Here is a 23,671-nt window from a genome sequence, read left to right as displayed (position 1 = left end):
AGGAGCACCATGCACTGCACGAGGATCCGACTGCGCCGCACCCTCGCCCGCCGCTGGCGGGACGAGACCGGCGCCTCCACCGCCGAGTACGCGATCACCGTGCTCGCGGCCTGCGGCTTCGCCGCCGTCCTGGTCGCCCTGCTGGCGTCCGGGGAGGTGCGGACCCTGCTGATGGGGATCATCACCTCCGCCCTGTCGATGGGGTCGTGATGATGCGGTCCGCCCGGTCGTCCCGCCTGCGGGACGACCGGGGGTCCGCCACGGCGGAGACGGCGATCGTGCTGCCCGTCGTGGTGGTGATGGTGATGGTCGTGCTGCTGACCGGTGCGGGACTGGCCTCCCAGCTGAGGCTCGAGAGCGCGGCGCGCGGCGCGGCGCGGGAGCTCGCCCGGGGAGAGGAGACCGCGGCGGCGCTCGAGGTCGCGGAGCGGATCGGCGGGGAGGGCACGGCCGTGTCCGTCTCGGGATCCGGCCAGTGGGTGCGGGTCGAGGTGACGCGCACGCTGCAGGCCCCTGCGGGGCCGATGTCCGGCGCGTCCTGGTCCCTCAGCGCCGACGCCGAGGCACGGCTCGAGCCGCAGCTGCTCGAGAGAGGGACGCCATGAGCACGTCGAGCGCGTCGGTGCTGGCCTGGACGGGGACGACGACCACGGTGGTGGCCGCCCTCGCGCTGCTGGGCAGCGGGGTGCTCGCCCGGGCCGAGGCGGGCACCGCCGCGGATCTCGCCTCCCTCGCGGGCGCCGATGCGCTCGCGGTCGCCCATCCGCACCCCTGCCGGGTGGCGGCGGAGACGGCCGAGCGCAACGGCGCGAGGCTCACCGGCTGCGAGCAGCGGGAATGGGACGTGCTCGTCCGGGTCGAGGTCGACGCCGGAGCGCTCCCCTCCGCGGTCGCGGAATCGAGGGCGGGCCCCGGGCCGTCGGAGGTCCCGGAGACGTGAGCGAGGACGGGCTCCGCAGGAGACGAAGGCCCCGACGCCGCAGCGACCTGCCGCCAGCGACCTACCGGACGGCGGACCTCGGGGCGGGGCCGGGTGCCGCGGCGGGGACCGCCTGCCCGGCGCGCCGCGCGGCCCAGGCGGTGACCCGCTCCAGCGGTCCGCGCCCCTTGAGCGCGGACCAGGCGGTGCAGGCCACGAGCAGCACCACGGCGGAGGCGACCCAGACGCGGTCGTCCGCGATCCATCCGCCGGGCCCGGCGAGCACGACCAGGGAGACCAGGTGCACCGAGTAGGCGGTCAGCGGCATCGATCCCATCGCCGACAGCGGCAGCAGCACCCAGCGCAGGGGTCGCGCGATCAGCAGCAGCCCTCCGATCACGGCGAGCGCGATCCCGCCCGAGCGGAAGATCTCCAGCGTCGAGCCGGAGTGCGGCGTCAGCGAGATCACGGACTCGCCGAGCTCCCACGCCGGGTCCATCTCCGCGAGGGACTCCCCATAACCGTCCCAGCCGAGGCCGGGCTCGTCCTCCTCCTCGGCGCTCTCCTCGACGACCGCGCTCGATGCCGCGGACTCCGCCTCGGGCCCGTACACCTCAGGGGCGAGCGTGCCGAGCAGCGCCGCGAGCGCCATCCCGGCCACGGTCGCGAGCACCGCGGCCCCCGCGCCGATCGCGGCGATCCTCGCCGCCACCCCGGGACGGTCCAGCGGCATCCGGCCCAGCGCCATCCCCAGCAGGATCAGCGGCGCCCAGGAGGTGAAGCGATAGCTGCCGATCAGCACGAGATCGGCGCCGGGGCCGTAGGAGCCGAGCGAGAGCATCTCGGCGAGCGTGACCAGCACCGGCCCGAGCAGCGCGATCGGCAGCGCGAGCAGGAGCAGGCGGGAGGGGCGCAGCCGGATCACGGGCAGCGCCGCGATGTACACGACCCCGTAGAAGGTGAGGATCACCGCGACCCCGGTGCCCATCATCTCGAGCACCAGGCCGATGAGGAAGATCGCGATGCCCCGGCCCAGCAGGGAGGCGCGCAGCCGCGGCAGCTCGGCCGGCTCCGGGATCCGCCGCCGCCCGGTCACCAGGGCGATCGAGATCCCCGCGAGCACGGCGAAGAGCATCGAGGAGTTGCCGTGCACGATCGAGAGGTAGCTGGCCGGCCAGATCGGGTCGAAGGGCGGGATGTCCCCGACGTGCGCCCCGATCATCCCGAGGATCGCGAGGGCGCGGGCGATGTCGAGAGCGTTGACGCGAGGCGGGGAGACCAGGGCGGCCAGCCTCTCGCGCGGACCGCGGCGCGCCGGAGCACCGGACCGCGCAGCCGGGGCCCGATCCGTCCCCGCGCTGCCGGTCGCTGCACTGTCGGTCGCTGCACTGCCGGTCGCTGCGCTGTTCATCGGCGGCTCCTCAGCCCGATGCGGCCATGCCGCTCCACCCGCACCGCGGGGAGCTGCTCGAGAACGGGCCCCGACGGCCCCGCCCGTCCCGGGCGTCTCACCCCAGTATGGCCCCGAATCGGACATTTCGTCCATCGCGAAGGGGTGCGGTGCGTCCGTCGGCGCGCCGCCCTCACTCCTCGAGCAGTCCCAGGAGCCGCACGGCCTGCGCCTTCGACAGGGGCTCGTTGCCGTTGCCGCACTTCGGCGAGACCACGCAGGCCGGGCAGCCCGCCTCGCAGCCGCACTCGGCGATCATGTCCGCCGTGGCCCGCACCCAGGCGGCGGCATCGTCGGCCCCGCGCTCGGCGAAGCCCGCGCCGCCCGGTGCCCCGTCGTACACGAAGATCGTCGGCTCCCCGGTGTCCTCGTGCTCGGCGGCGGAGAGCCCGCCGATGTCCCAGCGGTCGCAGGTGGCCAGCAGCGGGAGCATCGAGATCGCGGCGTGCTCGGCGGCGTGCAGCGCCCCGGGCAGCTCCTCGGCAGGGATCTCGGCGGCGTCGGTGCGCTCGCGCGGGACCACCCACCACACGGCCTTGGTGGTCAGCGTGCGCGGCGGCAGGTCCAGCGGGTGCTGGGCGAGGACGGCCTGCGTGAACACGTCCCGCACCTGGTAGCCGGTGACCTGGTCGGTGACGTCCACGGTGCCGAAGCACAGCCGCACCCCGTCCTTCCAGGGCACCTCGCGGTCCACCTGGCGGATCCGCAGCGTCGAAGCGGACTGCGGATGGGTGGAGTGCAGCGGGTCCTCCCGTCGCACGAAGGCGACGGCCTGGTCCACGTCCAGTCTGTTCACCACGTAGCTGCGGCCCTGGTGGAGGTACACCGCGCCGTCGTGGACCTGGGTGTGGGCGCTCGCGGCGTCGACCGTGCCCAGCAGCTCCCCGCCCGCCTCCTCGACGATCCGCACCGGCTCCCCGCCGCTGCCGCGCAGGTCGGTGAGCTCGTGCGCGGACTCGCTCAGCGTCCAGTACCAGCCGGTGGCGCGGGAGCGCAGCACGCCGCGGGCGGCGAGGGTCGTGAGCAGCTCCCGCGCCGTCGGCCCGAAGATCTCCTCCTCGCCGTCGCGGATCGCGAGCTCGGAGGCGGCGGCGCACAGGTGAGGGGTCATCACGTAGGGGTTCGCGGGGTCGAACACGGCCGCCTCGACCTCGGCGCCGAACACCGTCTCGGGGTGGTGGACCACGTAGGTGTCCAGCGGGTCCTCGCGGGCGACGAACAGGGCCAGGGAGCCGCCGCCCGAGTCCTGCCGGCGGCCGGCGCGGCCGAACTGCTGCCACAGCGAGGCGCGGGTGCCGGGCCAGCCGGCGACGACCACGGCGTCCAGCCCCGAGATGTCGATCCCGAGCTCGAGGGCGTTGGTGGAGGCCAGGGCCCGCAGCTCGCCGCTGCGCAGGGAGTCCTCGAGCACGCGCCGCTCGCGGGCGAGATAGCCGCCGCGATAGGCGGCGATCCGCTGCGCGGCATCGGCCAGGCGCGCATCGGCGCCCTCCTCCGCCTTCTGCCCCAGCAGGCGCCGCGCCCCGGTGGAGACGAGCTCTGCCCCGCGCCGCGAGCGGGCGAAGACGAGGGTCTGCACGTCCCGCTCGACGAGATCGGCGAGCAGCGCGGCGGCCTCGCTGGTGGCCGAGCGGCGCAGCGGCTCCTCGCGACGGCCCTGCCCATCCTCGTCGGGGCCCTCGTCCTCCTCGCCGTCGTTCGCGTCGCGGCCCGGCTCCTCCCACCGCGCCGGGTCGCCGCGGCCGTCCACGCGGGTGCGCGTGCCCGGCTCCCACAGCCCGATCGTGAGCCCGGCCCGGGGAGAGCCGTCCTCGGTGACCGCCTGGACTTCCCGTCCGATCAGCCGCGAGGCGGACAGCTCCGGGTTCGCGGTGGTGGCGGAGGCGAGCACGAACGTGGGATCGGCCCCGTACCGCGCGGCGATCCGGCGCAGGCGCCGCAGCACCATCGACACGTGGCTGCCGAACACGCCCCGGTAGCTGTGGCACTCGTCGATCACCACGTAGCGCAGCGCCCGGAAGAAGTGGGCCCACTGCTCGTGCCCGGGCAGGATCCCGAAGTGGAGCATGTCGGGGTTGGTGAGCACCACGGTGCCGTGGCGGCGCACCCAGCGGCGCTGCTCGGCCGGGGTGTCCCCGTCGTACACGGCGATGCGGGCGTCGCGGATCCCGGCCCCGTCGGCGAGGGCGGTGATGTTGGTGAGCTGGTCCGCGGCGAGCGCCTTGGTGGGCGAGAGGTAGAGCGCCGTCGCCCGGGGCGCCCCGGGGTCGATCTCCCGCGCCCCGATCGCGGTGAGGGTCGGCAGCAGGTAGGCGAGGGACTTGCCGGAGGCGGTGGCGGTGGCGAGCACCACGTCCTGGCCGTCGTGCGCCAGGCGCGCCGCCTGCTCCTGGTGGATCCAGGGGGCGGTGATGCCGCGCTCGGCGAGGTGGAGGACCAGGCGCGGGTCGGTCCACTCCGGGAAGCTGCCCCGTCGGCCCTCGCGGGCGGGCCGCCGCTCGACGTGGGTGAGGCAGCCGTGGCGGATCAGCGGGGCGCTGAGGTCGGCGAGCAGCTCCGAGGCCCTGCCTGCCCGCATCCCTCACCGTCCTCCCGCGTCCCCACAGGGTCTGCGCATTCTCCGCACGTCCTCCCCGGAATCCTCCGGGCGCGCTGGGGCACAATCGTAGCCATGCCCGCCACCGCCCCGGAGCACGCACCGGCCGCCGCCCCGACCGTCCTGACCCCGGAGATCGAGGCCCTCGGCACGGACCTGCGCGAATCCCGCTACGTCACCGAGCACCTCGAGGAGGTCCTCGGCGCCGTCGCCTCCGCCGCGCTGCGTCGCGAGGACCCGGCGCCGGCCCGTCGCCGGCTCGCCGGGAGCACCGATCCGGCCGCGACGCTCCTGTCCCTGTTCGTGCTGGGCGAGACGCTGCCGGCGGCCCGGGTCGCCGCGGCGCTGCCCACCCTCGGTCTCGAGGGCGCGCAGCGCCTCGGTCTGCTCGCCCCCGCCGACGGGTCCGCGGCCGACGGGCACGACGGGCACCCCGCCGACGGGTCCGCGGCGGACGGGCCCTCCGTCCGCGCCCTCGTGGACCTGGCCCCCTACGCCGCCGAGGACGATGCCGGCCCGCTCCACTGGTGGATCGCCTCGGACCGCTCCGAGCTCGCGACCGGCGCCCCTCTCTCGCCCGAGCACGTCCTCGGCGTGGGCGGCGCCTCCCTCACACTGGCCCGGATCACGCCCCGCACTCCGGTCGGCCGGGTGCTCGACCTCGGCTGCGGCGGCGGGATCCAGGCGATGCACGCCTCCCGCCACGCCGAGCACGTCGTGGCCACCGACCTCTCCGAGCGCGCCCTCGCCTTCGCCGCCTTCAACGCCGCGCTGAACGGGATCGAGCTCGACCTGCGCCGCGGCTCCCTCCTCGAGCCCGTCGCCGGGGAGGTCTTCGACCTCGTCGTCTCCAACCCGCCCTTCGTGATCACGCCCCGCGCGGGCGACGACGAGCACGACCCCTGGACCTACCGCGACGGCGGCCGCGCCGGCGACACCCTGCTCGCCGAGCTGCTCGCCCAGCTCCCCGCGCACCTCGCCCCGGGCGCGAGCGCCGTCATGCTCGGCAACTGGGAGATCACCGACGAGGAGGACGGCTTCGCGCACCCGCGGGCATGGCTCGAGCCCGCCCTCGCCGACGGGGTCGACGCCTGGGTGCTGCAGCGCGACCGGGAGGACCCCGCCGAGTACGCCGGGACCTGGGCCCGCGACGGCGGGATCACGCCGCGCGATCACCGCTGGGACGCGCTGATCGACGCCTGGCTCGAGGACTTCGCCTCCCGCGCGGTCGAGGGCATCGGCTTCGGCTACCTGCTGCTGCGCCGTCCCGACGCCGGCCGACGGGGCCTGCTGCGCACCGAGCTCGCGACCGGCACCGGCAGCGGCACCCTCTCGGAGCACCTGGCCGCCTCCCTCGCCGCGCTCGACCGTCTCTCCGCGCTGGACGACGAGGCGCTCGCCGCGACCCGCCCCGTCCGCGCCGAGGACGTCGTGGAGCGCCGCCATCTCACCCCCGGCCAGTGGGACCCGCTCCTCATCGAGCTGGTGCAGGGGGCGGGCCTCGCCCGCACCGTCCCCGCGGACCAGGCGCTCGCCGCGACCGTCGGCGCGCTCGACGGGACGCTCACCCTCGGCCAGGTGATCGCTGCGGTCTGCGCCCTCACCGACGCCGACGTCGAGGAGACCCGCGCCCGGATCCTGCCCGCCGTGCGCGAGCTCGCACTGACGGGGATGGTGGCCCTGTGACGGCGCTCGAATCCCTCTCCGCGGCGGAGCCCGCACCGCCCTCCCCCGTCGGCCTCGCCCGGCCGCTGCTGTCGCTGCTGGTCGCCGCGGTGTGCGGCGCGGCGGTGGCGATGATGGCCCGCGGCGCGGTCGGCACCGCGAGCGGTCAGCGGCTGGACCAGCTGACCCTCTCCGGCTCCCGGAACCACGACGGCCTCCTCTCGCGGATCGCGGAGCTCGCGGTGGAGACGGTGAGCATGCCGGTGATCATCGCCCTGCTCGCGCTCACGGCCGTGATCGCGCTGCTGCGACGCCGTCCCGCGCTGCTGCTGCCGCTGGCCTCGCTCGTGCTCGGCGCGAACCTCACCACCCAGGTGATCAAGCACCTGCTGGTCAGCCGCGAGGTGCTGGGCCCCGGCATCGAACCGACCACGAACTCCTTCCCCTCCGGCCACTCCACCCTCGCGGCGACGACGATGATCGCGCTCGTGCTCGTCGCCGGACGGGCCCGGCCGCTGGTCGCCCCGCTCGGCCTGCTGTGGAGCGGCGCCGCCGGCATCGGCACCCTCGTCACCGGATGGCACCGACCCAGCGACGTGATCGGTGCGATCGCGGTCAGCGCCGCCTGGACCTTCCTCGTGCTCGGGGTGGACGGGCTGCACACGAGGCGGCGGCTGCGCCGCGCGGCCGCGCACGCCGGCCGGGGGCGGCGACGTCGCGGACGCGACCTCCGCCACGACGTGCCGCGCCTGCCGCGGGCCGAGCTGGCCTGCGCCCTCGTGCTCGGCGCGATCGGCGCCGTCGGCCTGGTCGCCGGCGCCGCGGGCATCGCCGGCCTCCCCCTCCCGCTGGACCTCGCCGACCGGGCCTCGCAGCTCGCGGCCTTCCGCGCCACCGGCGCCGTGATCGCCGGCGCGACCGCCGCCTGGGTGGCGCTGGTCCTGGTGCTGCGCACGCCGAGCGTCCTGCGGACACCTCCGGCGGAGCGTGTACCGTGAGCAATCGCCGCGCCCCGAGTCAGCGCGCGGCGGAGATGCGACCCCGCGACGGGGCGTGACGTACGGCCGCGAGCGACGCGGCGAGGAAGGACGCAGGCGACGTGACAGGCGGACGGCATCTGGTGATCGTCGAGTCCCCGGCGAAGGCACGGACCATCGCCCGGTATCTGGGCGATGAGTACGACGTCAAGGCGTCGGTGGGCCACATCCGCGACATCCCCGTGCCCCGAGACCTGCCCGCCGAGATGAAGAAGGGGCCGTACGGGAAGTTCGGCGTCGACGTCGAGGGCGGCTTCGACCCGTACTACATCGTCAGCCCCGACAAGAAGAAGACCGTCGCGGAGCTGAAGAAGTCACTCAAGGACGCCGACACCCTCTACCTCGCCACCGATGAGGACCGCGAGGGCGAGGCGATCGCCTGGCACCTGCTGGAGACCCTTAAGCCCAAGAAGTCCACGCCCGTCAAGCGCATGGTGTTCCACGAGATCACCAAGGACGCGATCCAGGGAGCGCTGGAGAACACCCGCGACCTCGACGCGCACCTGGTCGACGCGCAGGAGACCCGCCGCATCCTGGACCGCCTGGTCGGCTTCGAGCTCTCCCCCGTGCTGTGGCGCAAGATCAAGCCGTCGCTGTCGGCCGGGCGCGTGCAGTCCGTCGCGACCCGCCTCGTGGTCGAGCGGGAGCGGGAGCGGATGGCCTTCGTCGCCTCCGACTACTGGGACGTGACCGGCACCTTCGGCCCCGACGCCGAGCAGTTCACCGCGAAGGTCCAGACGGTCGACGGCGCCCGCGTCGCCACCGGCAGCGACTTCGCCGACGACGGCACCCTCAAGCCCCGCTCGAAGAGCGCGACGATCCTCACCGAGGCCTCCGCCCGCGAGCTCGTGCAGGTGCTCGACTCCACCCCGGCGACCGTGACCTCGCTGGAGTCCAAGCCGTACACGCGCCGGCCCGCCGCCCCCTTCACCACCTCCTCGCTGCAGCAGGAGGCCAGCCGCAAGCTGCGCCTCGGCGCGCGCCAGGCCATGCGCGTGGCGCAGTCGCTGTACGAGAACGGCTACATCACCTACATGCGCACCGACTCGGTGACGCTCTCGGGCGAGGCGATCCGCGCCTCCCGCGCCCAGGCCGCCGAGCTCTACGGCTCCCAGTTCGTGCCGGACAAGCCCCGCGTCTACACGAACAAGTCGCAGTCCGCGCAGGAGGCGCACGAGGCGATCCGCCCCGCCGGCGACCACTTCCGCACCCCGGCGGACGTCGCGGGGCAGCTCTCCGGCGACGAGTTCCGCCTCTACGAGCTGATCTGGAAGCGCACCGTCGCCTCGCAGATGGCCGATGCGAAGGGCACCACCTCCACCGTCGAGCTGAAAGTCGAGAACGAGGGCCGCAGCGCGACCTTCCGCGCCGCCGGCACCGTGATCACCTTCCGCGGCTTCCTCGCCGCCTACGAGGAGGGGCGCGACGCCTCCCGCTATGGCGACGACGACAAGGGTGACGACAAGCGCCTGCCGCAGATGGAGGAGGGCCAGACCCTCCCCACCCGCGAGCTGGTCCCCGACGGCCACACGACCACCCCGCCCCCGCGGTACACCGAGGCCTCGCTGGTCCGCGCGCTCGAGGACCGCGGCATCGGCCGCCCCTCGACCTACGCCTCCACCGTCGCGACGATCCAGGACCGCGGCTACGTGCTGCGCCGCGGCACCGCGCTGGTGCCGAGCTGGACCGCCTTCGCGGTGGTGCGCCTGCTGGAGGAGCACTTCGGGCCGTTCATCGACTACGACTTCACCGCTCAGATGGAGGCGCAGCTGGACCGCATGGCCCGCGGCGAGCTGGGACGCGCGGACTACCTGCGCGACTTCTACCTCTCGGACGGCTCGGGCGATGCCCCCATCGGGTTGAAGCCCATGGTCGACGACCTCGGCGAGATCGACGCCCGCGCCATCAACTCGATCGACATCGGCGAGGGGATCACCCTGCGTGTGGGCCGCTACGGCGCCTACGTCGAGCAGTACCCGACCGACGAGGACGGGAACGTCGTCGAGGGCGCGGACCCGCGGCGCGCGAACGTCTCCGACGAGGTCGCGCCCGATGAGCTCACCGTCGAGAAGGCGAAGGAGATGCTCGAGCGCGCCAAGGACGACGGCCGCGTGCTCGGCACCGACCCCGAGACCGGCCACGAGATCATCGCCAAGGACGGCCGCTACGGCCCCTACGTCACCGAGGTGCTGCCGGAGCCCGAGAGCACCGACGGCAAGAAGGTCCCCAAGTCGAAGCAGCCGAAGCCCCGCACCGGCTCGCTGCTGAAGTCGATGGACCTCTCGACCGTCACGCTCGAGGACGCGCTGAAGCTGCTGAGCCTGCCGCGCGTGGTCGGCACCGCCGCGGACGGCACCGAGATCACCGCCCAGAACGGCCGATACGGCCCGTACATGAAGAAGGGCACCGACTCCCGCTCGCTGGAGACGGAGGAGCAGATCTTCACGATCACCCTCGAGGAGGCCGAGAAGATCTACGCCCAGCCGAAGACCCGCGGCCGCGCCGCGGCGAAGCCCCCGCTCAAGGAGCTCGGCACGGACCCGACCTCGGAGAAGCCGATCGTCATCAAGGACGGCCGCTTCGGCCCGTACATCACCGACGGCACCACCAACGTGTCGCTGCGAGCGACGGAGAAGGTCGAGGAGATCACGGAGCAGGTCGCGATCGAGAAGCTCGCGGAGAAGCGGGCCAAGGGACCGGCGAAGAAGCCCGCCGCCCGCCGCACCACGACCACGCGGAAGAAGAGCACCTCCGCGAAGAAGTGAGGCGCCCGCGCCCCGCACGCCGCAGCGGCCCCGCTCCCTCGAGCGGGGCCGCTGCCGCGGGTGGACCCGACGTCGGTGCTCCTGGCCCTGCGGCGCCCCTGGTGCGCGGCATGACCGCCGGCGCGGTCGGACCGGACAGCGCCGATTCAGCCATCGGCGCAACCCCGTCCACAGACGTCCTCGGCACGCCCGTGGTGTCGGGGACGCTCGGTAGATTGGAGCCATGAGCCAGACCGACGAGACCCGCGGCGCCGCCCCGCCCACGCTGGTCCTGCCCGAGCCCTCCGTCCCCGATCCAGCCTCGGCGCCGGGTCTGCGCTGGGGCGTGGTCTCCCCCGGCCACATCGCCGGCCAGTTCACCGACACCGCCCATCGGGCGACGGCCTCGCGCATCGTCTCGGTCGTCTCCCGCTCCGCCGAGCGGGCCGCGGCCTTCGCGGCCGAGCACGGCATCGAGCGCTCCTTCGACAGCGTCGAGGGCATGCTCGCCGCGGGCGGCATCGACGCGGTGTACATCGCCTCCCCGCACGCCCAGCACCACGAGCTGGCCCGCCCGGTGCTCGAGGCAGGCGTGCCGGTGCTGGTGGAGAAGGCGTTCACCCTGAACACCCCGCAGGCCCGCGACCTGCTCGACCTCGCCCGGGAGCGGGGCGTGTTCGCGATGGAGGCGATGTGGGCGCGCTTCCTGCCCCAGTACGACCTGCTGCGCGGCGTGATCGAGGCCGGCCTGCTCGGCGAGATCCTCGAGGTCGCGGCCGATCACGGCCAGGCCATGCCCACCGACCCCTCCCACCGCATGAACGCCCCCGAGCTCGGCGGCGGGGCGCTGCTGGACCTCGGCGTCTACCCGATCTCCTTCGCACAGATGGTGCTCGGCGATCTCGAGGACCCCGTCGTCCGGGGGGAGCTGACCCCCACCGGCGTCGACGCGACGCTCGGCCTGCTCGCCCAGGGCGCGCGCGGCGGGTTCGCACGGCTCGGCACCACGCTGCGCACCCGCACCCCGGCCGAGGCGGTCGTCGCGGGCACCGCGGGCACGGCCCGTCTGACCGGTCCGTTCTACGCCCCGGGCACGCTCACCATCGAGCTGCTCGACGGCCGTTCCGCGTCCTTCGAGCATCCTGGCGCGCCCGGCGACGGGATGGCCTACGAGATCGCGGAGGCCGCCCGGCGGATCACCGCCGGCGAGCTCGAGTCCCCGCTGATGAGCTGGGCCGACACCCTGTCGGTGATGGAGACGATGGACGCCGTCCGCGCCGCGCTCGGCGTCGTCTACCCCGGGGAGGAGGGCGCATGAGCCGCACCGAGCCCGCTCCCGCGCCGCACGAGGACGCCCTGCAGGCCGCGGCACGGCACGCACCGGCGCTGCACAGCACCTCCCTGCGCATCCCCGCGACCCACCCGCCCCGCCGCGGCGTGTTCATCTCCTTCGAGGGAGGGGACGGCGCCGGGAAGTCCACCCAGATGAGGATGCTGCGGGACCACCTGGTCACCGAGCGCTCCGTCGCCGAGGACCTCATCCTCACCACCCGGGAGCCGGGCGGCACGCCGCTCGGCGAGAGCATCCGCGAGCTGCTGCTGCACGGGGAGCACGTCGAGCCCCGCGCGGAGGCGCTCCTGTACGCGGCGGATCGCGCCCACCACATCGCGACCGTCGTCCGCCCCCACCTGGCCCGCGGCGGGCTCGTGCTCGGGGACCGGTATCTCGACTCCTCCGTCGCCTACCAGGGCGCCGGGCGCGAGCTCTCGCCGGAGGAGATCGCGGGGCTGTCGCTGTGGGCGGTCGACGGGCTGCTGCCCCATCGCACGATCCTGCTCGACGTGCCCACCAGCGCCCTGGACGAGCGGCGCGGACCCGCCGGAAAGGACCGCCTGGAGAGCGCGGGCCTGGAGTTCCACGAGGCGGTGCGCGAGGAGTTCCTCGAGCTCGCCCGCGCGGATCCCGAGCGCTACGCCGTGATCGACGGGACCCGCCCGCGCGAGGAGGTCCACGCGGAGGTGCTCGCCTCCGTCGCCGAGGTGCTGAGCCTGTTCGACCCGACCTTCGAGCCGGTGCCCCCGCCCCGGCACAGGGACGAGCAGTGACCGCGGCCGCGCAGGCAGCCGGGACCCCGCACGCGCCCGGGGTGTGGGCCGACGTCGTGGGCCAGGACGCGGCGGTCGCGCAGTTCCGCCGCGCCGCCTCCCCCGAGGGGTCCCTCGCCCAGGCCTGGCTGATCACGGGTCCGCCCGGCTCCGGCCGCTCCACCGCGGCCCGGGCCTTCGCCGCGACCCTGCAGTGCGAGCAGGGCACCGGCTGCGGGCAGTGCCCGGCCTGCCGCACCACCCTCGCGGGGACGCATCCCGATGTCACCGTCGTCGCCACCGACAAGCTCTCCATCGCGAAGGAGGAGGTGCGCTCGCTGGTGATGACCGCGCAGCGCGCCCCCGCCACCGGCCGACACCGGGTGCTGATCGTCGAGGACGCGGACCGCATGACCGCGGGCACCTTCAACGTGCTGCTGAAGTCGATCGAGGAGCCGCCGCCGTCGACGGTGTGGATGCTGTGCGCCCCCTCGGCGGAGGACCTCGCCCCCACGATCCGCTCCCGCTGCCGCCTGGTGACGCTCACGGTCCCGGACTCCGACGTGGTCGCGGAGCTGCTGCGCCGCCGCGACGGGATCGAGGACCAGCTGGCACTGCGTGCGGCGCGCGCCGCCCAGGGCCACATCGGCCTCGCGCTGCGCTATGCGACGCAGGAGGGGGCGCTCGGCGCGCGGGTGGAGTCGGCGCGCACGCTGCTGGCCCTGCGCACCGCCGGCGGCGCCGTGCTCGCCGCCCAGGCCCTCGTCGAGCGGGCCACCGCCGAGGCGAAGGAGCACGCGGACCAGGTCGCGCTCGAGGAGAAGGAGCGCTTCCTGCGCTCGGCCGGCATCGACGACGGGAGGGTGCCGCCCTCGCTCCGCTCCCAGATGCGCCAGCTCGAGGAGGACGCCAAGCGGCGCCAGACCCGTCTGGTCCGTGACGTGCTGGACCGGTACCTGCTGGACGCCCACTCGGTGCTGCGCGACGTGCTGAGCCGTCAGCTGGCCACCGGGTCGGAGCTGGTGAACGTCGACGTGACGGGCGAGATCGAGCAGGCCGCCGCGCACGGCACGGGCCGCTCCACCCTCGCTCTGCTCGAGGCCGTGCAGGAGGCCCGTCAGCGGATCGCGGGGAACGTGCCGCCGCTGCTCGCGGTCGAGGCGCTGCTCTCCCGGATCGCCGTCTCCCAGCGCTGACCCCGCCGGGCACCGGGCCGGATCCGCCCCGCGCGCCCGGAGCACGTCCCACGCCCGGCCCGGTCCCGACCTCCCCCGCCTCGGCCCGGCGCCCCTGCCCCGCGCGGCCCCGCCCTGGTCCGGCGCACCTGCTCCGGTTCAGGGGGTTACCGCGAAGTCATGAGCGCCCCTGTTCCGGTTCTGGAACAGGGGCGCACATGACATGCAGGGCGTCGGTCCGCGGGGCCGACGCGGAGGATCAGTCCTCGGGAGAATCCGCCTCGGGGATGTCGAAGGAAAGGGCCGGGTGCTCCGTCGGGACCTGCTCCTGCGCAGCCTGCTCCGGCTCGGCCGGCGCGGGCTCGGCGTCGGCCGCCGGCTCCGTCCCGGCGATGTCCTGCGCGGTCGTCGCCTGCTCCGGCTCCTGGACCGGAGCGGGCTCAGCGGGCGTCGACGCGTCCGCGGACGGGGCGGGCTCAGCTGCCGGCTCGACGAGCGCGACGTCCGCCGGGGCGGAGCTGCTCTCGGCGTCCGAGCCCTCGACCCGAGCAGCACCCTCGGCCTGAGTCTCAGCCTCAGCGTCAGCGCCGGAGTTCCCGGCATCCGGGCCCTCGGTCTGAGCGGCATCCTCGGCCGCGGCGCCGTCGGCCGGTGCGTTCGCGTCCGCCGCCGCCTTGTCGTCGTCGACGACCTCGACATCGAGCTCGTCGACGATCACACCCGCGCCGCGGGGGATCTCGGGCTCGCCGTCGTCCTGCCCGGTCTCGGAGTGGGCACCGCAGCCGTAGCCGAGGTGGACCACGCGGCCGTCGGCCGGGGACCACTCGTTGGTGCACACGCCGAACTCGGAGCGCAGGGAGCCGGAGAGCTTCATCAGGAAGCCGCAGCTGGTGCAGCTCGCGGGGACCGTGCCCTTGCGGCCGCGGGAGGAGGTCTGGCGGGGGCCGAACTCGCCGGCCTGCCAGCGCTCGGCGGCCTCGCCGCGGCCCTCCTGCGAGAGCACGCGGGGGCGGCCGAGTCCCAGCTCCCAGAGGGCGACGCGGTCCTCGTCCTCGTCGCCGGTGGCCTCGTAGCCCTGCTCGAGCCGCTCGTCCTGCTCCCGGTAGGGCAGCAGGTCGTCGGCGCCGACGTCCTCGGGCTTCAGCCGCTCGGACCACGGCTCCCAGGCGGGGGCGAGGATCGCGTCCTCGCCCGGCAGCAGCGCGGTCTCGGCGACGGTCGCGGCCTTCGCGCGGGAGGCGCGGGCCAGCACGACCACCCAGGACCAGCCGCGGTAGCCGGGCATGGTGCACTCGAAGACGTGCGTGACCAGCCGCTCCCCCGTCGCCTCGACGCGGAGGTGCTCACCGACCTGTCCGGGCTCGGTGACGTCCTCGAGCGCCTCGCGGGCGAGCTCGACGGCGGCCGCGGCGACAGCGTCGAGCTTGGGACGTGCGGTGCGGGGACGGCGGGGGGCGGTGGTCGGGGACGTCATCTCAGGCCTCGAAGTTGTCGGCGACGGCTCGCAGCACGGTGGCGATCTTCTGGGAATGGCCGCGATCGGGGTAGCGGCCGTGGCGCAGCCCGGTGCCTGCGTCGTCGAGGAGCCGGATCAGGTCCTCGACCATGACGGCGAGGTCCTCGGGCTTCTGGCGGCGGGCGCGGGCGACCGACGGCGCGGGCTCGAGCAGCTGCAGGGAGAGCACCTGCGGGCCGCGGCGGCCGTCGACCATGTCGAACTCGACGCGGGCGCCGGGGCGGAGGGTCGTGACCCCCTCGGGCAGGGTGGTGGCGTGCACGTACACGCTCTGACCGTCCTCGTCGTCGAGGATGAAGCCGAAGCCCTTCTCGGCGTCGTAGAACTTCACCTTGCCTCGTGGCACCTGGATCCCATTCCTCATCTGGTGGTCGTCGTGGGGCGATTCTCGGATCCCGGGCGCGTGCGGACCGGCGTGCCGGCCGCCTCCACCCGGGAGGCTGCCGGAGCGGGTCCGGCAACACTCCATGCTATCGCGAGCGGGCCGGCAGCGGCGAGCGGGTTCCTGCGAGGTGACGACGGCCACCGCAGGCGCCGACAGGACGGCGCGGGCAGGACCCGACAGGTCGACGGCGCGGGCAGGACCCGACAGGTCGACGGCGCAGCGCAGCACCCTGCTCGACGGGACGGCACGGTCCCCCGCTCAGCGGCGACGCTCGGGCGGGATCTCGCGGGTCGGGGCGTCAGCCGGGACGGGGTCGAGGCCGAGCCCGGCGAGGACCTGCTCGAGGATCATCGCCGTGAAGCCCCAGACGAAGGCGTCCTCGGGCAGCTCGAACACGGGGCCGACGTCGTGCCCGTTCAGCCGGCCGCGTCGGCGCAGCGCGGCGTCGTCGAGGGAGTCGCTCCCGGTCAGCGGCGCCCACACCAGGCGCTCGACCTCGATCGGGTCCTGCACCCCGAGCGGCGGGACCTCGGCGGACCAGCTCAGCACCGGGATCACGAGCTGACCGCGCCAGGGCATCGGGATCGGGGCGAAGGCGCCGAGCACGTGCGCGTCGGCGGGGTCCAGCCCCGTCTCCTCCTCCGCCTCCCGCAGGGCGGTGTGCACGTCGTCGCGGTCGCCGGGGTCGCGCTTGCCTCCGGGCAGGGAGAACTGGCCGGGCTGGGAGCGCAGGCGGTGGCCGCGCTCCTCGAGGACGAGCCGGGCACCGGCCAGATCCGTGCCGGCGACGTGGATGAGCACGGCGCTGCGCCGCCCGCCGTCGGTCGGCATCGGAGGGGAGCCGCGCCCGTCCCGACGGTCCACGAGCACGTCCCCGCGCCGGGCCCGCTCGGCGAGCGGGGCGAGGAAGCCGGCCCCGCCGGGGAGCCCCTCGGCCGACGGGAGGGCCGTGCTCATGGCGCCTCCCCCGCGCTCGGGCAGAGGTCGGCCAGGACGCACTCCCCGCAGCGGGGCGCCCGCGCCGTGCAGACGCGGCGGCCGTGGAGGATCAGGCGCAGCCCGAGCATCGTGAGGTCCTCGGCGTCGGCGCCCGTGCCGTCGGCCTCCACCCGCGCCACGACGTCCTCCTCGACCGCTCGCGGGTCGGTGGCCGTCGTCCAGCCGAGCCGGCGCGAGAGCCGTCCCACGTGCGTGTCCACGGCGAGCAGGGAGCGGCCGAACCAGGCCCCGCGCACCACGTGCGCGGTCTTCCGGCCGACGCCCGGCAGCCGCTCGAGCGCGGCCTGGTCGTCGGGCACCTCCCCGTCGTGGTCCACGAGCAGCGCACGGGAGAGGCCGATGATCCGACGCGCCCGGGTCGCGCCCATTCCGAGCGGGCGCACCTGCTCGGTGACCGCGTCCTCGTCGGCCTCGGCGAGAGCGGCCGGACCGGGCCAGCGGGAGAACAGTCCGGGGGTGACCTGGTTGACGCGCACGTCGGTCGTCTGCGCGGAGAGCACCGTCGCGACCAGGAGTTCGAAGGCGTCGCGGTGGTCGAGCTCGGTGCGCGCACCGACGTGGAGGCGCTCGAGCCGGGCCGCGACGAGACCCGCGTCGGCGGGGGCCCCGGAGGCGGCCGCGGCGGGGCGGCGGGACGACCTGCTCGACATGCCGGAGACGTCTCCCTTCCTCGGTGATGGGCCATGACGCCGCGAGCGCGATAGTGTTTGACCATCATGTGACAGCCGCCACCGCTGAACGTGGCGACCGCCACAGGTTGCACAGCACGGTCCCGGAAGATCGGGACCCCACATCCAGGAGGTTCCGTGGACGAGAACATCGTACGGTCGTCGCCGCTGTTCGCCGCGCTCGACGAGGACGGCAAGCAGGCGGTCCTGGCGTCGATGAAGCAGGAGGACTACCACCGCAGCGCCATCATCTTCCGTGAGGGCGATCCGGGCGACCGGCTCTTCATCATCGGCTCCGGCAAGGTGAAGGTCGGCCACGCCTCGGGCGACGGCCGCGAGAACCTGCTCGCGGTGCTCGGCCCGGGCGAGACCCTCGGCGAGCTCTCCCTCTTCGATCCCGCGCCGCGCAACGCGACGGCCACGGTCGTTGCCGAGTCGACCCTGTACTCCCTCTCGCAGCAGGACCTGTACCGCGTCCTCGCGCAGCGTCCGGAGGTGGGCCGCCACCTGCTCGCCTCGCTCGCGCGCCGTCTGCGCAAGACCAACGAGTCCCTCGCGGACCTGGTCTTCGCCGATGTGCCCGGTCGCGTGGCGAAGAACGTGCTCGACCTCGCCCAGCGCTTCGGGCGTCAGACCGACGACGGCGTGATGGTCGCCCACGGCCTGACCCAGGAGGAGCTGGCCCAGCTGGTCGGCGCCTCCCGCGAGACGGTGAACAAGGCTCTGGCCGACTTCGCCTCCCGCGGCTGGATCCGGCTCGAGGCCCGCGCCGTCCTCATCGCCGACGTGGAGCGCCTGCGCCGCCGCGCCCGCTGAGGCGGGCCCGGGCGTCGCGTGCAGACGCCCGACGCTCCGCCCGCGGACGAACGGCCCTCCTCCCCGCACGGGGAGGAGGGCCGTTCGTCCGCCCGGAGCAATAGCGCCGCGCCCGGAGCCCGCAGCCGCGGGGGAGTCACGGCGCAGCGCCGCAGCGCGGGGTCAGCGCTCCTGGGCGAGGTGGTCGAGGGTGGCGCGGAGGTTCCAGCGGGCCGCGTCCTGCAGCTGCTCGGGCAGGTCCGGGCCGTAGACCACGCGCAGCAGCCGGTCGAGGGTGAGCACCCCGGCGGTGCGGGCGCGCCGCACCTGATCGATCCGCTCCTCGCGGTGCGCGATCGTCTCCTCGAGGACGGCGAGCACCTCCAGCGGGGAGTCGACGGACGGGCCGTGGCCCGGGAAGAACGCGCTGATCCGGCCGTCCTCGGCGAGGGCGTGGAGGATCGCGAGGGACTGCAGGTACTCGGTGAGCGAGCCGCCGTGCTCGGGCACGATCACCGTCGAGGAGCCGCCCAGGAGCGTGTCTCCGGTCAGCACCCGTCCACCCTCCACGAGCACGCCGACGGAGTCGGAGGTGTGCCCGGGCAGGTGGATGACATGTCCGACGGTCCCGTTGTCGCCGATCAGCGTCGCGGGCAACGGACGCGAACCGGGCACGGCGGACTGATCGGCCGCCCACAGCGGCACCTCCCGGCCGCTGCGGGCGGTGAGCTGCCGGGCGAGGGTCGCGGCGCCCGCAGCGTGGTCCGCGTGCCGGTGGGTGACCAGCACACCCTCCGGTCGGGCGTCGTCGCCGCAGGTCAGCAGCAGCTCGGCGAGGTGCTCGGGGTCCTTCGGGCCGGGATCGACCACCCACACCTGGCCCTCGTCGCGCAGCACGTGGCTGTTGGTGCCGCTGAGCGTCATGGGGCCGGGGTTGTCGGCCCGCACCACGATCAGCTCGACCGCCGGGGCATCGGGAGCCCGCTGCCCGAGATGCTCGTCCATCGCGACCCCGCTCAGGCGGTGGGGGCGAGAGACGCGGAGAGCTCGACGACGAGCTCGAGCTCGACCGGGGCGTCCAGGGGCAGCACGGCCACGCCCACGGCGGAGCGGGCATGGCTCCCGGCCTCGCCGAAGACCTCGCCGAGCAGGGTGCTCGCGCCGTTGATCACGGCGGGCTGGCCCGTGAACGAGGGGTCGGAGGCGACGAAGCCGGTCACCTTCACGATCCTGACCACCTGGTCGAGGTCGCCCACGAGCGCCTCCACGGCGGCGAGGGCGTTCAGGCAGCAGGTCGCGGCGAGCTCGGCGGCCTGCTCGGCCGTGACCTCGGCGCCGACCTTGCCGGTGCGCGGCAGCGCCCCGTCCACGAAGGGCAGCTGCCCGGAGGTGTGGACGTGGGAGCCGGTCCGGACGGCCGGCACGTAGGCGGCCACCGGGGCCGCGACCTCGGGCAGGGCGTGCCCGAGCTCGGCGAGGCGGGCGCGGGTGCGGGGGCTGCGCGCCGGGACGGCGTCGGTCATCGGCTCAGCCCTCGACCCGGGGGCGCTTGAGGTAGGCGACCAGGTTCTCCGGGTTCGGCCCCGGCACGACCTGGACCAGCTCCCAGCCCTCGTCGCCGTAGTTGTCCAGGATCTGCTTGGTCGCGTGGATCAGCAGCGGGACGGTCAGGTACTCCCAGCGGGTGAGTGTGCTCATGGGACGAGCCTACCCGGGGAGCCCGGTCCGAGGAGGTCAGCCGCCGACGGCCTGCTGCTCGGCACGCCGCAGCAGCGCGGACCAGTCGCTGACGTGCGGGTGGCGGCGCAGCAGACGTCGCCGCTCCCGCTCGGTCATCCCGCCCCAGACGCCGAAGTCGACGCGGTTGTCGAGCGCGTCGGCCAGGCACTCGGTGCGCACCGGGCACGCTCCGCAGGCCGCCTTGACGGCGTGCTGCTCCGCGCCCTGCACGAAGAACCCGTCGGGATCCATCGTCACGCAGGCGCCGCGGGCGGCCCAGCTGCTGTCGCCGGTGAAGGCGCTTCCCCCGATGGTCATTCTCCATCCCCTTCCGTCTTCCGGATCGACCTTGATCCGTTCCTCGCCCCACTGTATGGAGACGGTCGCCACATGGCAAAACGCGCGATGCTCCATGACGGCGGCCGGAGCCCGTGCTAACGCGCACATGAGCCCGTCGCGCCGGGGCAGGTCACGGCGCGGCATCGGCTTCGTGAAGATTCCGCGCGCGCGGCCTGCCTGATGGCCGCTCCGGGGAGGGTCGCCGTACTGTAGTTCCATGGCCCGCACCTCGCCCGCGTCCAGCTCGGGACGCTCCCTGCCCGTCGCCCTGGCGCAGACCGTCTACCTGCTGCTGGGGCTCCTCGCCGTCTCGGCCCTCGCCGGCGTCCTGCTCGCGGCGTTCTTCCTCCCCGCGGTCTCGGCGACCTCGGCCGTCGCCGAGGACGGGGTGGACCTCTTCGAGTCCTACCCCAGCGAGCTCGAGGTCGAACCGCTGAACGAGGCGAGCCGCATCGAGGCGGCCGACGGGTCGCTGCTGGCGACCTTCTACACCGAGAACCGCATCATGGTGCCGATCGAGGAGATCTCGCCCCACATGCAGAACGCGGTGATCGCGGTCGAGGACCGCCGCTTCTACGAGCACGGCGGCGTGGACCCCAAGGGCCTGGTCCGCGCCTTCGCCTCGAACGCCGCGGGCGGCGCGACGCAGGGCGGCTCGACGCTCACCCAGCAGTACGTGAAGAACGCGCTGCTCATGGACGCCGTGCAGCGCGGCGACCAGGAGGATCAGCTCGCCGCGACCGAGCAGAGCTACGGCCGCAAGCTGCGCGAGGCGAAGCTCGCGATCTCGCTCGAGAAGCGGTGGAGCAAGGACGAGATCCTCAACGCCTACCTGAACGTGGCGCAGTTCGGCCCCTCCCAGTACGGCGTCGAGACGGGCTCGCGCCACTACTTCTCCAAGAGCGCGAAGGACCTCAACCCCGGCGAGGCCGCGCTCCTGGCCGGCATCACCAACGGCCCGAACCAGTACGACCCGGTCGCCCATCCCGAGGCGGGCGAGAAGCGCCGCAACGAGGTGCTCGCGGACATGAAGCGCGAGGGCTTCGTGACCGAGGAGGAGTACGAGCAGTACACCTCCCAGCCCGTCGAGGAGATGCTGCAGATCCAGAACGTGCGGGCCGGCTGCGCCGACGCGGGCACGAGCGGGTTCTTCTGCGACTACGTCACGCGCTCCCTGCTCAACGACCCGAACTTCGCCCCCACCTACGAGGAGCGGCGCAAGCTGCTCTACGGCGGCGGGCTCACGATCAGGACCACGCTGGACCCGAACACGCAGGCCGCAGCGGTGGACATCCTCCAGCGCAAGGTCCCCGGCGACTCCCAGCACGGCTTCGGCCACTCGATCGTCACCGTCGAGCCGGGCACCGGCAAGATCCTCACGATGGCGGAGAACCGCACCTTCAACCCGCACGAGGACTCCCAGCCCGGCGAGACCGCGATCAACTACAACGTGCCGCAGGCCCTCGGCGGCGGCAGCGGCTTCCCCGTCGGCTCGACCTTCAAACCCTTCGTGCTGCAGAACTGGCTCGAGAGCGGGCGGAGCATCGACGACCGGGTGAGCACCACGCGCGAGTCGATGTCGAGCTTCCCGGCGGAGTGCCTGCCGCGCGGCGCCTGGCGCGAGAACCCCGGCTACAACCCGGACAACGCGGTCTCCGTGCCGATCGCGCCGATGGAGACGGTGCTGAACTCGACGAAGTTCTCGATCAACACCTCGTACGCGAACATGGCCCGCCAGCTCGACCTGTGCGGCATCGCGGAGACGGCGCGCGACATCGGCGTGGTCCCCGCGACCTACAACCCCTACGACCCCGCCACCTGGGACATGCCGATCGAGGACCTGTACGGCACCGAGCTGGCACCCTCCGTGGCGGTCCTCGGCGAGCTGCGGATCTCGGCGCTGGACATGGCCTCGGCCTACGCGACCTACGCCTCGGGCGGCACCTTCTGCTCGCCCCAGGCGATCACCGAGGTCGTCGACCGCAACGGCGAGGCGATGGAGATCTCCGGCGCCCAGTGCCACCAGGCGGTCGAGAAGGAGGTCGCCGACACGATGGCCTGGGTGCTCCAGCAGGACCTCGAGGACCCGCGCGCGACCGGCAAGGGCAAGACGATCCCCGGCCACGCCGCGGGCGGCAAGACCGGCACCTCCGGCTCGCAGTTCCACACCTGGTACGTCGGCTTCACCCGCCAGATGTCCACCGCGGTGTGGTTCGGCCACCCGCAGTCGAACATCCGTCCCGGCGGCTTCGACGTCGACGGGGAGATGCTCCGCAGCGGCAGCGTCTGGGGCAACACGGTCTCCCTGCCCACCTGGCAGGAGTACATGACCCGGGTGCACGAGGGGCTCCCCGGCGAGCCCTTCCCCGCCGCCCCCGCCCCGACGGACAGCGCCGCGGGCGACGCGGTCGAGAAGGGGAAGGTGCCCGACGTCGGCGGCATGCCGATCGAGCAGGCCCGCGCCGCGCTCGAGGCGGCCGGCTACTCCGTGCGGATCGAGCAGGCGCCGCACGGCGAGATCGGTGCCGGCCATGCGATCGACACCGACCCGCCGGCGGGCACCGAGCTGCCCGAGGGCCGTCCCGTCGTGATCCGCGAGTCCTCCGGTGAGGAGTGAGGTGAGGCCCGCGCTCGCGGCCGCCGGTGCGCTCGGCGGGCTCGGGCTCGGGCTCGCCGGGGCCGCCCACGTCTGGGCCCGCCATGTCGAGATCCATCGGTACACGCTGCGCGAGGCCGAGCTGCGGATCCTGCCGCCGGGCGCGCGCACGCGACGGGTGCTGCACATCAGCGACATCCACCTGCTGCCGGAGCAGCACCGCAAGCTCGCCTTCCTCGAGCACCTCGAGAGCCTGCGCCCGCACCTGGTGATCGACACGGGCGACAACATCGCCTCCGCGGCCGCGGTCCCGGCCCTCGCCGAGGCGATCGAGCCCCTGCTGCGCCGGCCCGGCGCCTTCGTGATGGGCTCGAACGACATGTTCGCGCCGATGCCGAAGAACCCCGCCAGGTATCTGCTGCCGGATCCGCGGCCCGCCGGGCTCACCGAGCCCCGGGAGCCGACGCTGCCCACCGCGGAGCTCGCCGCACGCCTCTCGGAGCACGGCTGGAAGGACCTGACCAACACCCGTGCCACGATCGAGCTCGGCGGCCTGGAGGTGCGTCTGGCCGGGGTCGACGACCCCCATCTCGAGCGCGACCGGATGCCCGCCCCACCCTCTCCGGCGCCGCGCACGCCCGAGCACGGCAACGTGCTCCAGGTGGGCGTCGCGCACGCCCCCTACCGCCGCGTGCTCGACGCCTTCGTCGCCGACGGCGCGGAGCTGATCCTCGCCGGGCACACCCACGGCGGCCAGCTCCGCCTTCCCGGCATCGGCGCGCTGGTCACGAACTGCGACCTGCCCCGGCAGCAGGCCCGCGGCCTCTCCGACTGGCAGGGCGTGCCGATGAACGTGAGCGCGGGGATGGGCGCGAGCCCGTACTCGAACTACCGTCTGCTGACCCCGCCGGAGGCGACCTTGCTCACGTTGCGGGCCCGGAGGCCCTCGGACGTCGGCTGACCGGCCGGGAGCCTGCTAGAGT

General features: G+C 74.2%; 22 protein-coding genes. 12 read left to right on the top strand and 10 right to left on the bottom strand.

Annotated features, from left to right (window positions below; genetic code table 11):
• Positions 1-9: 9 nt before the first annotated feature.
• The 3 genes from DS079_RS10455 to DS079_RS10445 are packed head-to-tail and all read left to right on the top strand — an operon-like array spanning position 10 to position 940.
• Complete coding sequence (locus DS079_RS10455) at positions 10-210, top strand: DUF4244 domain-containing protein (RefSeq protein ID WP_126987338.1); 201 nt, start codon at positions 10-12, stop codon at positions 208-210.
• Positions 210-605: a TadE family type IV pilus minor pilin gene (locus DS079_RS10450; protein WP_126987335.1), complete on the top strand. Its 396-nt coding sequence runs from the start codon at positions 210-212 to the stop codon at positions 603-605. Before DS079_RS10455 ends, DS079_RS10450 begins: the two co-directional genes overlap by 1 nt.
• A complete protein-coding gene (locus DS079_RS10445; protein ID WP_126987332.1) occupies positions 602-940 on the top strand; it encodes an Rv3654c family TadE-like protein in 339 nt (112 codons plus the stop codon). Before DS079_RS10450 ends, DS079_RS10445 begins: the two co-directional genes overlap by 4 nt.
• Positions 941-1,001: 61 nt before the next feature.
• On the opposite strand, the gene DS079_RS10440 is transcribed toward DS079_RS10445, so the two are convergent.
• On the bottom strand, positions 1,002-2,330 hold the full coding sequence (locus tag DS079_RS10440) for a heparan-alpha-glucosaminide N-acetyltransferase domain-containing protein (protein WP_164736202.1): 1,329 nt from the start codon (positions 2,328-2,330) through the stop codon (positions 1,002-1,004).
• A 172-nt stretch (positions 2,331-2,502) separates the two neighbouring features.
• Entirely contained in the window at positions 2,503-4,947 is a 2,445-nt protein-coding gene (locus DS079_RS10435; RefSeq protein ID WP_126987327.1) for a DEAD/DEAH box helicase, read from the bottom strand.
• 93 nt (positions 4,948-5,040) lie between these two features.
• Here DS079_RS10435 and DS079_RS10430 point away from each other — a divergent pair, with 93 nt between their 5' ends.
• The 6 genes from DS079_RS10430 (at position 5,041) to DS079_RS10405 (ending at position 13,692) form a co-directional block, all read left to right on the top strand.
• Positions 5,041-6,651: a DUF7059 domain-containing protein gene (locus tag DS079_RS10430; protein ID WP_126987324.1), complete on the top strand. Its 1,611-nt coding sequence runs from the start codon at positions 5,041-5,043 to the stop codon at positions 6,649-6,651.
• Positions 6,648-7,628 (top strand): phosphatase PAP2 family protein, encoded by a 981-nt coding sequence (locus DS079_RS10425; protein WP_126987321.1) that lies wholly within the window; start codon positions 6,648-6,650, stop codon positions 7,626-7,628. Before DS079_RS10430 ends, DS079_RS10425 begins: the two co-directional genes overlap by 4 nt.
• A gap of 101 nt (positions 7,629-7,729) precedes the next feature.
• Positions 7,730-10,432 carry a type I DNA topoisomerase gene (gene topA / locus DS079_RS10420; protein WP_126987319.1) on the top strand — a complete coding sequence of 901 codons (2,703 nt, stop codon included), beginning with the start codon at positions 7,730-7,732 and terminating at the stop codon, positions 10,430-10,432.
• 223 nt (positions 10,433-10,655) lie between these two features.
• The gene (locus DS079_RS10415; RefSeq protein WP_126987316.1) at positions 10,656-11,729 is read left to right on the top strand and encodes a Gfo/Idh/MocA family protein; all 1,074 of its coding nucleotides are present in this window, start codon (positions 10,656-10,658) and stop codon (positions 11,727-11,729) included.
• Positions 11,726-12,517, top strand: a complete 792-nt coding sequence (gene tmk, locus DS079_RS10410) for a dTMP kinase (protein ID WP_010549528.1) — start codon at positions 11,726-11,728, stop codon at positions 12,515-12,517. The genes DS079_RS10415 and tmk overlap by 4 nt, the downstream gene beginning before the upstream one ends.
• A complete protein-coding gene (locus tag DS079_RS10405) occupies positions 12,514-13,692 on the top strand; it encodes a DNA polymerase III subunit delta' (protein WP_126987313.1) in 1,179 nt (392 codons plus the stop codon). Before tmk ends, DS079_RS10405 begins: the two co-directional genes overlap by 4 nt.
• 238 nt (positions 13,693-13,930) lie before the next feature.
• Here the strand turns inward: DS079_RS10405 and DS079_RS10400 are convergent, their stop codons facing one another.
• From DS079_RS10400 to DS079_RS10385, 4 genes are all read right to left on the bottom strand, one after another.
• Positions 13,931-15,145, bottom strand: coding sequence for a DUF3027 domain-containing protein (locus tag DS079_RS10400; protein WP_126987310.1), 1,215 nt, complete (start codon positions 15,143-15,145; stop codon positions 13,931-13,933).
• 1 nt (position 15,146) lies between these two features.
• The gene (locus tag DS079_RS10395; protein ID WP_053916106.1) at positions 15,147-15,533 is read right to left on the bottom strand and encodes a cold-shock protein; all 387 of its coding nucleotides are present in this window, start codon (positions 15,531-15,533) and stop codon (positions 15,147-15,149) included.
• A 297-nt stretch (positions 15,534-15,830) separates the two neighbouring features.
• Positions 15,831-16,529: an NUDIX hydrolase gene (locus DS079_RS10390; protein WP_126987307.1), complete on the bottom strand. Its 699-nt coding sequence runs from the start codon at positions 16,527-16,529 to the stop codon at positions 15,831-15,833.
• Positions 16,526-17,221, bottom strand: coding sequence for an endonuclease III domain-containing protein (locus DS079_RS10385; RefSeq protein WP_126987304.1), 696 nt, complete (start codon positions 17,219-17,221; stop codon positions 16,526-16,528). Before DS079_RS10385 ends, DS079_RS10390 begins: the two co-directional genes overlap by 4 nt.
• 156 nt (positions 17,222-17,377) lie before the next feature.
• Here DS079_RS10385 and DS079_RS10380 point away from each other — a divergent pair, with 156 nt between their 5' ends.
• Positions 17,378-18,055 (top strand): Crp/Fnr family transcriptional regulator, encoded by a 678-nt coding sequence (locus DS079_RS10380; protein ID WP_010549522.1) that lies wholly within the window; start codon positions 17,378-17,380, stop codon positions 18,053-18,055.
• A 162-nt stretch (positions 18,056-18,217) separates the two neighbouring features.
• Here DS079_RS10380 and DS079_RS10375 read toward each other — a convergent pair whose 3' ends face one another.
• From DS079_RS10375 to DS079_RS10360, 4 genes are read right to left on the bottom strand one after another with little or no spacing between them, the layout of a single operon-like run.
• On the bottom strand, positions 18,218-19,039 hold the full coding sequence (locus DS079_RS10375) for an MBL fold metallo-hydrolase (RefSeq protein WP_126987301.1): 822 nt from the start codon (positions 19,037-19,039) through the stop codon (positions 18,218-18,220).
• Positions 19,040-19,050: 11 nt separating this feature from the next.
• Positions 19,051-19,557: a RidA family protein gene (locus DS079_RS10370; RefSeq protein WP_062947400.1), complete on the bottom strand. Its 507-nt coding sequence runs from the start codon at positions 19,555-19,557 to the stop codon at positions 19,051-19,053.
• 4 nt (positions 19,558-19,561) lie between these two features.
• Positions 19,562-19,732 (bottom strand): Sp36 family protein, encoded by a 171-nt coding sequence (locus tag DS079_RS10365; protein ID WP_126987298.1) that lies wholly within the window; start codon positions 19,730-19,732, stop codon positions 19,562-19,564.
• 36 nt (positions 19,733-19,768) lie between these two features.
• Positions 19,769-20,071 carry a WhiB family transcriptional regulator gene (locus DS079_RS10360; RefSeq protein WP_010549518.1) on the bottom strand — a complete coding sequence of 101 codons (303 nt, stop codon included), beginning with the start codon at positions 20,069-20,071 and terminating at the stop codon, positions 19,769-19,771.
• A gap of 238 nt (positions 20,072-20,309) precedes the next feature.
• On the opposite strand from DS079_RS10360, the gene DS079_RS10355 reads away from it, so the two are divergent.
• Both DS079_RS10355 and DS079_RS10350 read left to right on the top strand, forming a co-directional pair.
• Positions 20,310-22,709 (top strand): penicillin-binding protein, encoded by a 2,400-nt coding sequence (locus DS079_RS10355; RefSeq protein WP_126987295.1) that lies wholly within the window; start codon positions 20,310-20,312, stop codon positions 22,707-22,709.
• Position 22,710: 1 nt separating this feature from the next.
• Positions 22,711-23,649 carry a metallophosphoesterase gene (locus tag DS079_RS10350; RefSeq protein ID WP_010549516.1) on the top strand — a complete coding sequence of 313 codons (939 nt, stop codon included), beginning with the start codon at positions 22,711-22,713 and terminating at the stop codon, positions 23,647-23,649.
• Positions 23,650-23,671 lie beyond the last annotated feature (22 nt).

It is taken from the genome of Brachybacterium paraconglomeratum, from assembly GCF_003994255.1.
Classification (GTDB): Bacteria; Actinomycetota; Actinomycetes; order Actinomycetales; family Dermabacteraceae; genus Brachybacterium; species Brachybacterium conglomeratum.
This window is presented reverse-complemented; position numbering and strand designations above follow the sequence as displayed.

Coding starts and splice junctions, on each gene's coding strand:
- DS079_RS10455 (WP_126987338.1), top strand. CDS start 10: ATGCACTGCACGAGGATCCGACTGCGCCGCACCCTCGCCCGCCGCTGG.
- DS079_RS10450 (WP_126987335.1), top strand. CDS start 210: ATGATGCGGTCCGCCCGGTCGTCCCGCCTGCGGGACGACCGGGGGTCC.
- DS079_RS10445 (WP_126987332.1), top strand. CDS start 602: ATGAGCACGTCGAGCGCGTCGGTGCTGGCCTGGACGGGGACGACGACC.
- DS079_RS10440 (WP_164736202.1), bottom strand. CDS start 2,330: ATGAACAGCGCAGCGACCGGCAGTGCAGCGACCGACAGTGCAGCGACC.
- DS079_RS10435 (WP_126987327.1), bottom strand. CDS start 4,947: ATGCGGGCAGGCAGGGCCTCGGAGCTGCTCGCCGACCTCAGCGCCCCG.
- DS079_RS10430 (WP_126987324.1), top strand. CDS start 5,041: ATGCCCGCCACCGCCCCGGAGCACGCACCGGCCGCCGCCCCGACCGTC.
- DS079_RS10415 (WP_126987316.1), top strand. CDS start 10,656: ATGAGCCAGACCGACGAGACCCGCGGCGCCGCCCCGCCCACGCTGGTC.
- tmk (WP_010549528.1), top strand. CDS start 11,726: ATGAGCCGCACCGAGCCCGCTCCCGCGCCGCACGAGGACGCCCTGCAG.
- DS079_RS10400 (WP_126987310.1), bottom strand. CDS start 15,145: ATGACGTCCCCGACCACCGCCCCCCGCCGTCCCCGCACCGCACGTCCC.
- DS079_RS10390 (WP_126987307.1), bottom strand. CDS start 16,529: ATGAGCACGGCCCTCCCGTCGGCCGAGGGGCTCCCCGGCGGGGCCGGC.
- DS079_RS10385 (WP_126987304.1), bottom strand. CDS start 17,221: ATGTCGAGCAGGTCGTCCCGCCGCCCCGCCGCGGCCGCCTCCGGGGCC.
- DS079_RS10375 (WP_126987301.1), bottom strand. CDS start 19,039: ATGGACGAGCATCTCGGGCAGCGGGCTCCCGATGCCCCGGCGGTCGAG.
- DS079_RS10370 (WP_062947400.1), bottom strand. CDS start 19,557: ATGACCGACGCCGTCCCGGCGCGCAGCCCCCGCACCCGCGCCCGCCTC.
- DS079_RS10365 (WP_126987298.1), bottom strand. CDS start 19,732: ATGAGCACACTCACCCGCTGGGAGTACCTGACCGTCCCGCTGCTGATC.
- DS079_RS10360 (WP_010549518.1), bottom strand. CDS start 20,071: ATGACCATCGGGGGAAGCGCCTTCACCGGCGACAGCAGCTGGGCCGCC.
- DS079_RS10355 (WP_126987295.1), top strand. CDS start 20,310: ATGGCCCGCACCTCGCCCGCGTCCAGCTCGGGACGCTCCCTGCCCGTC.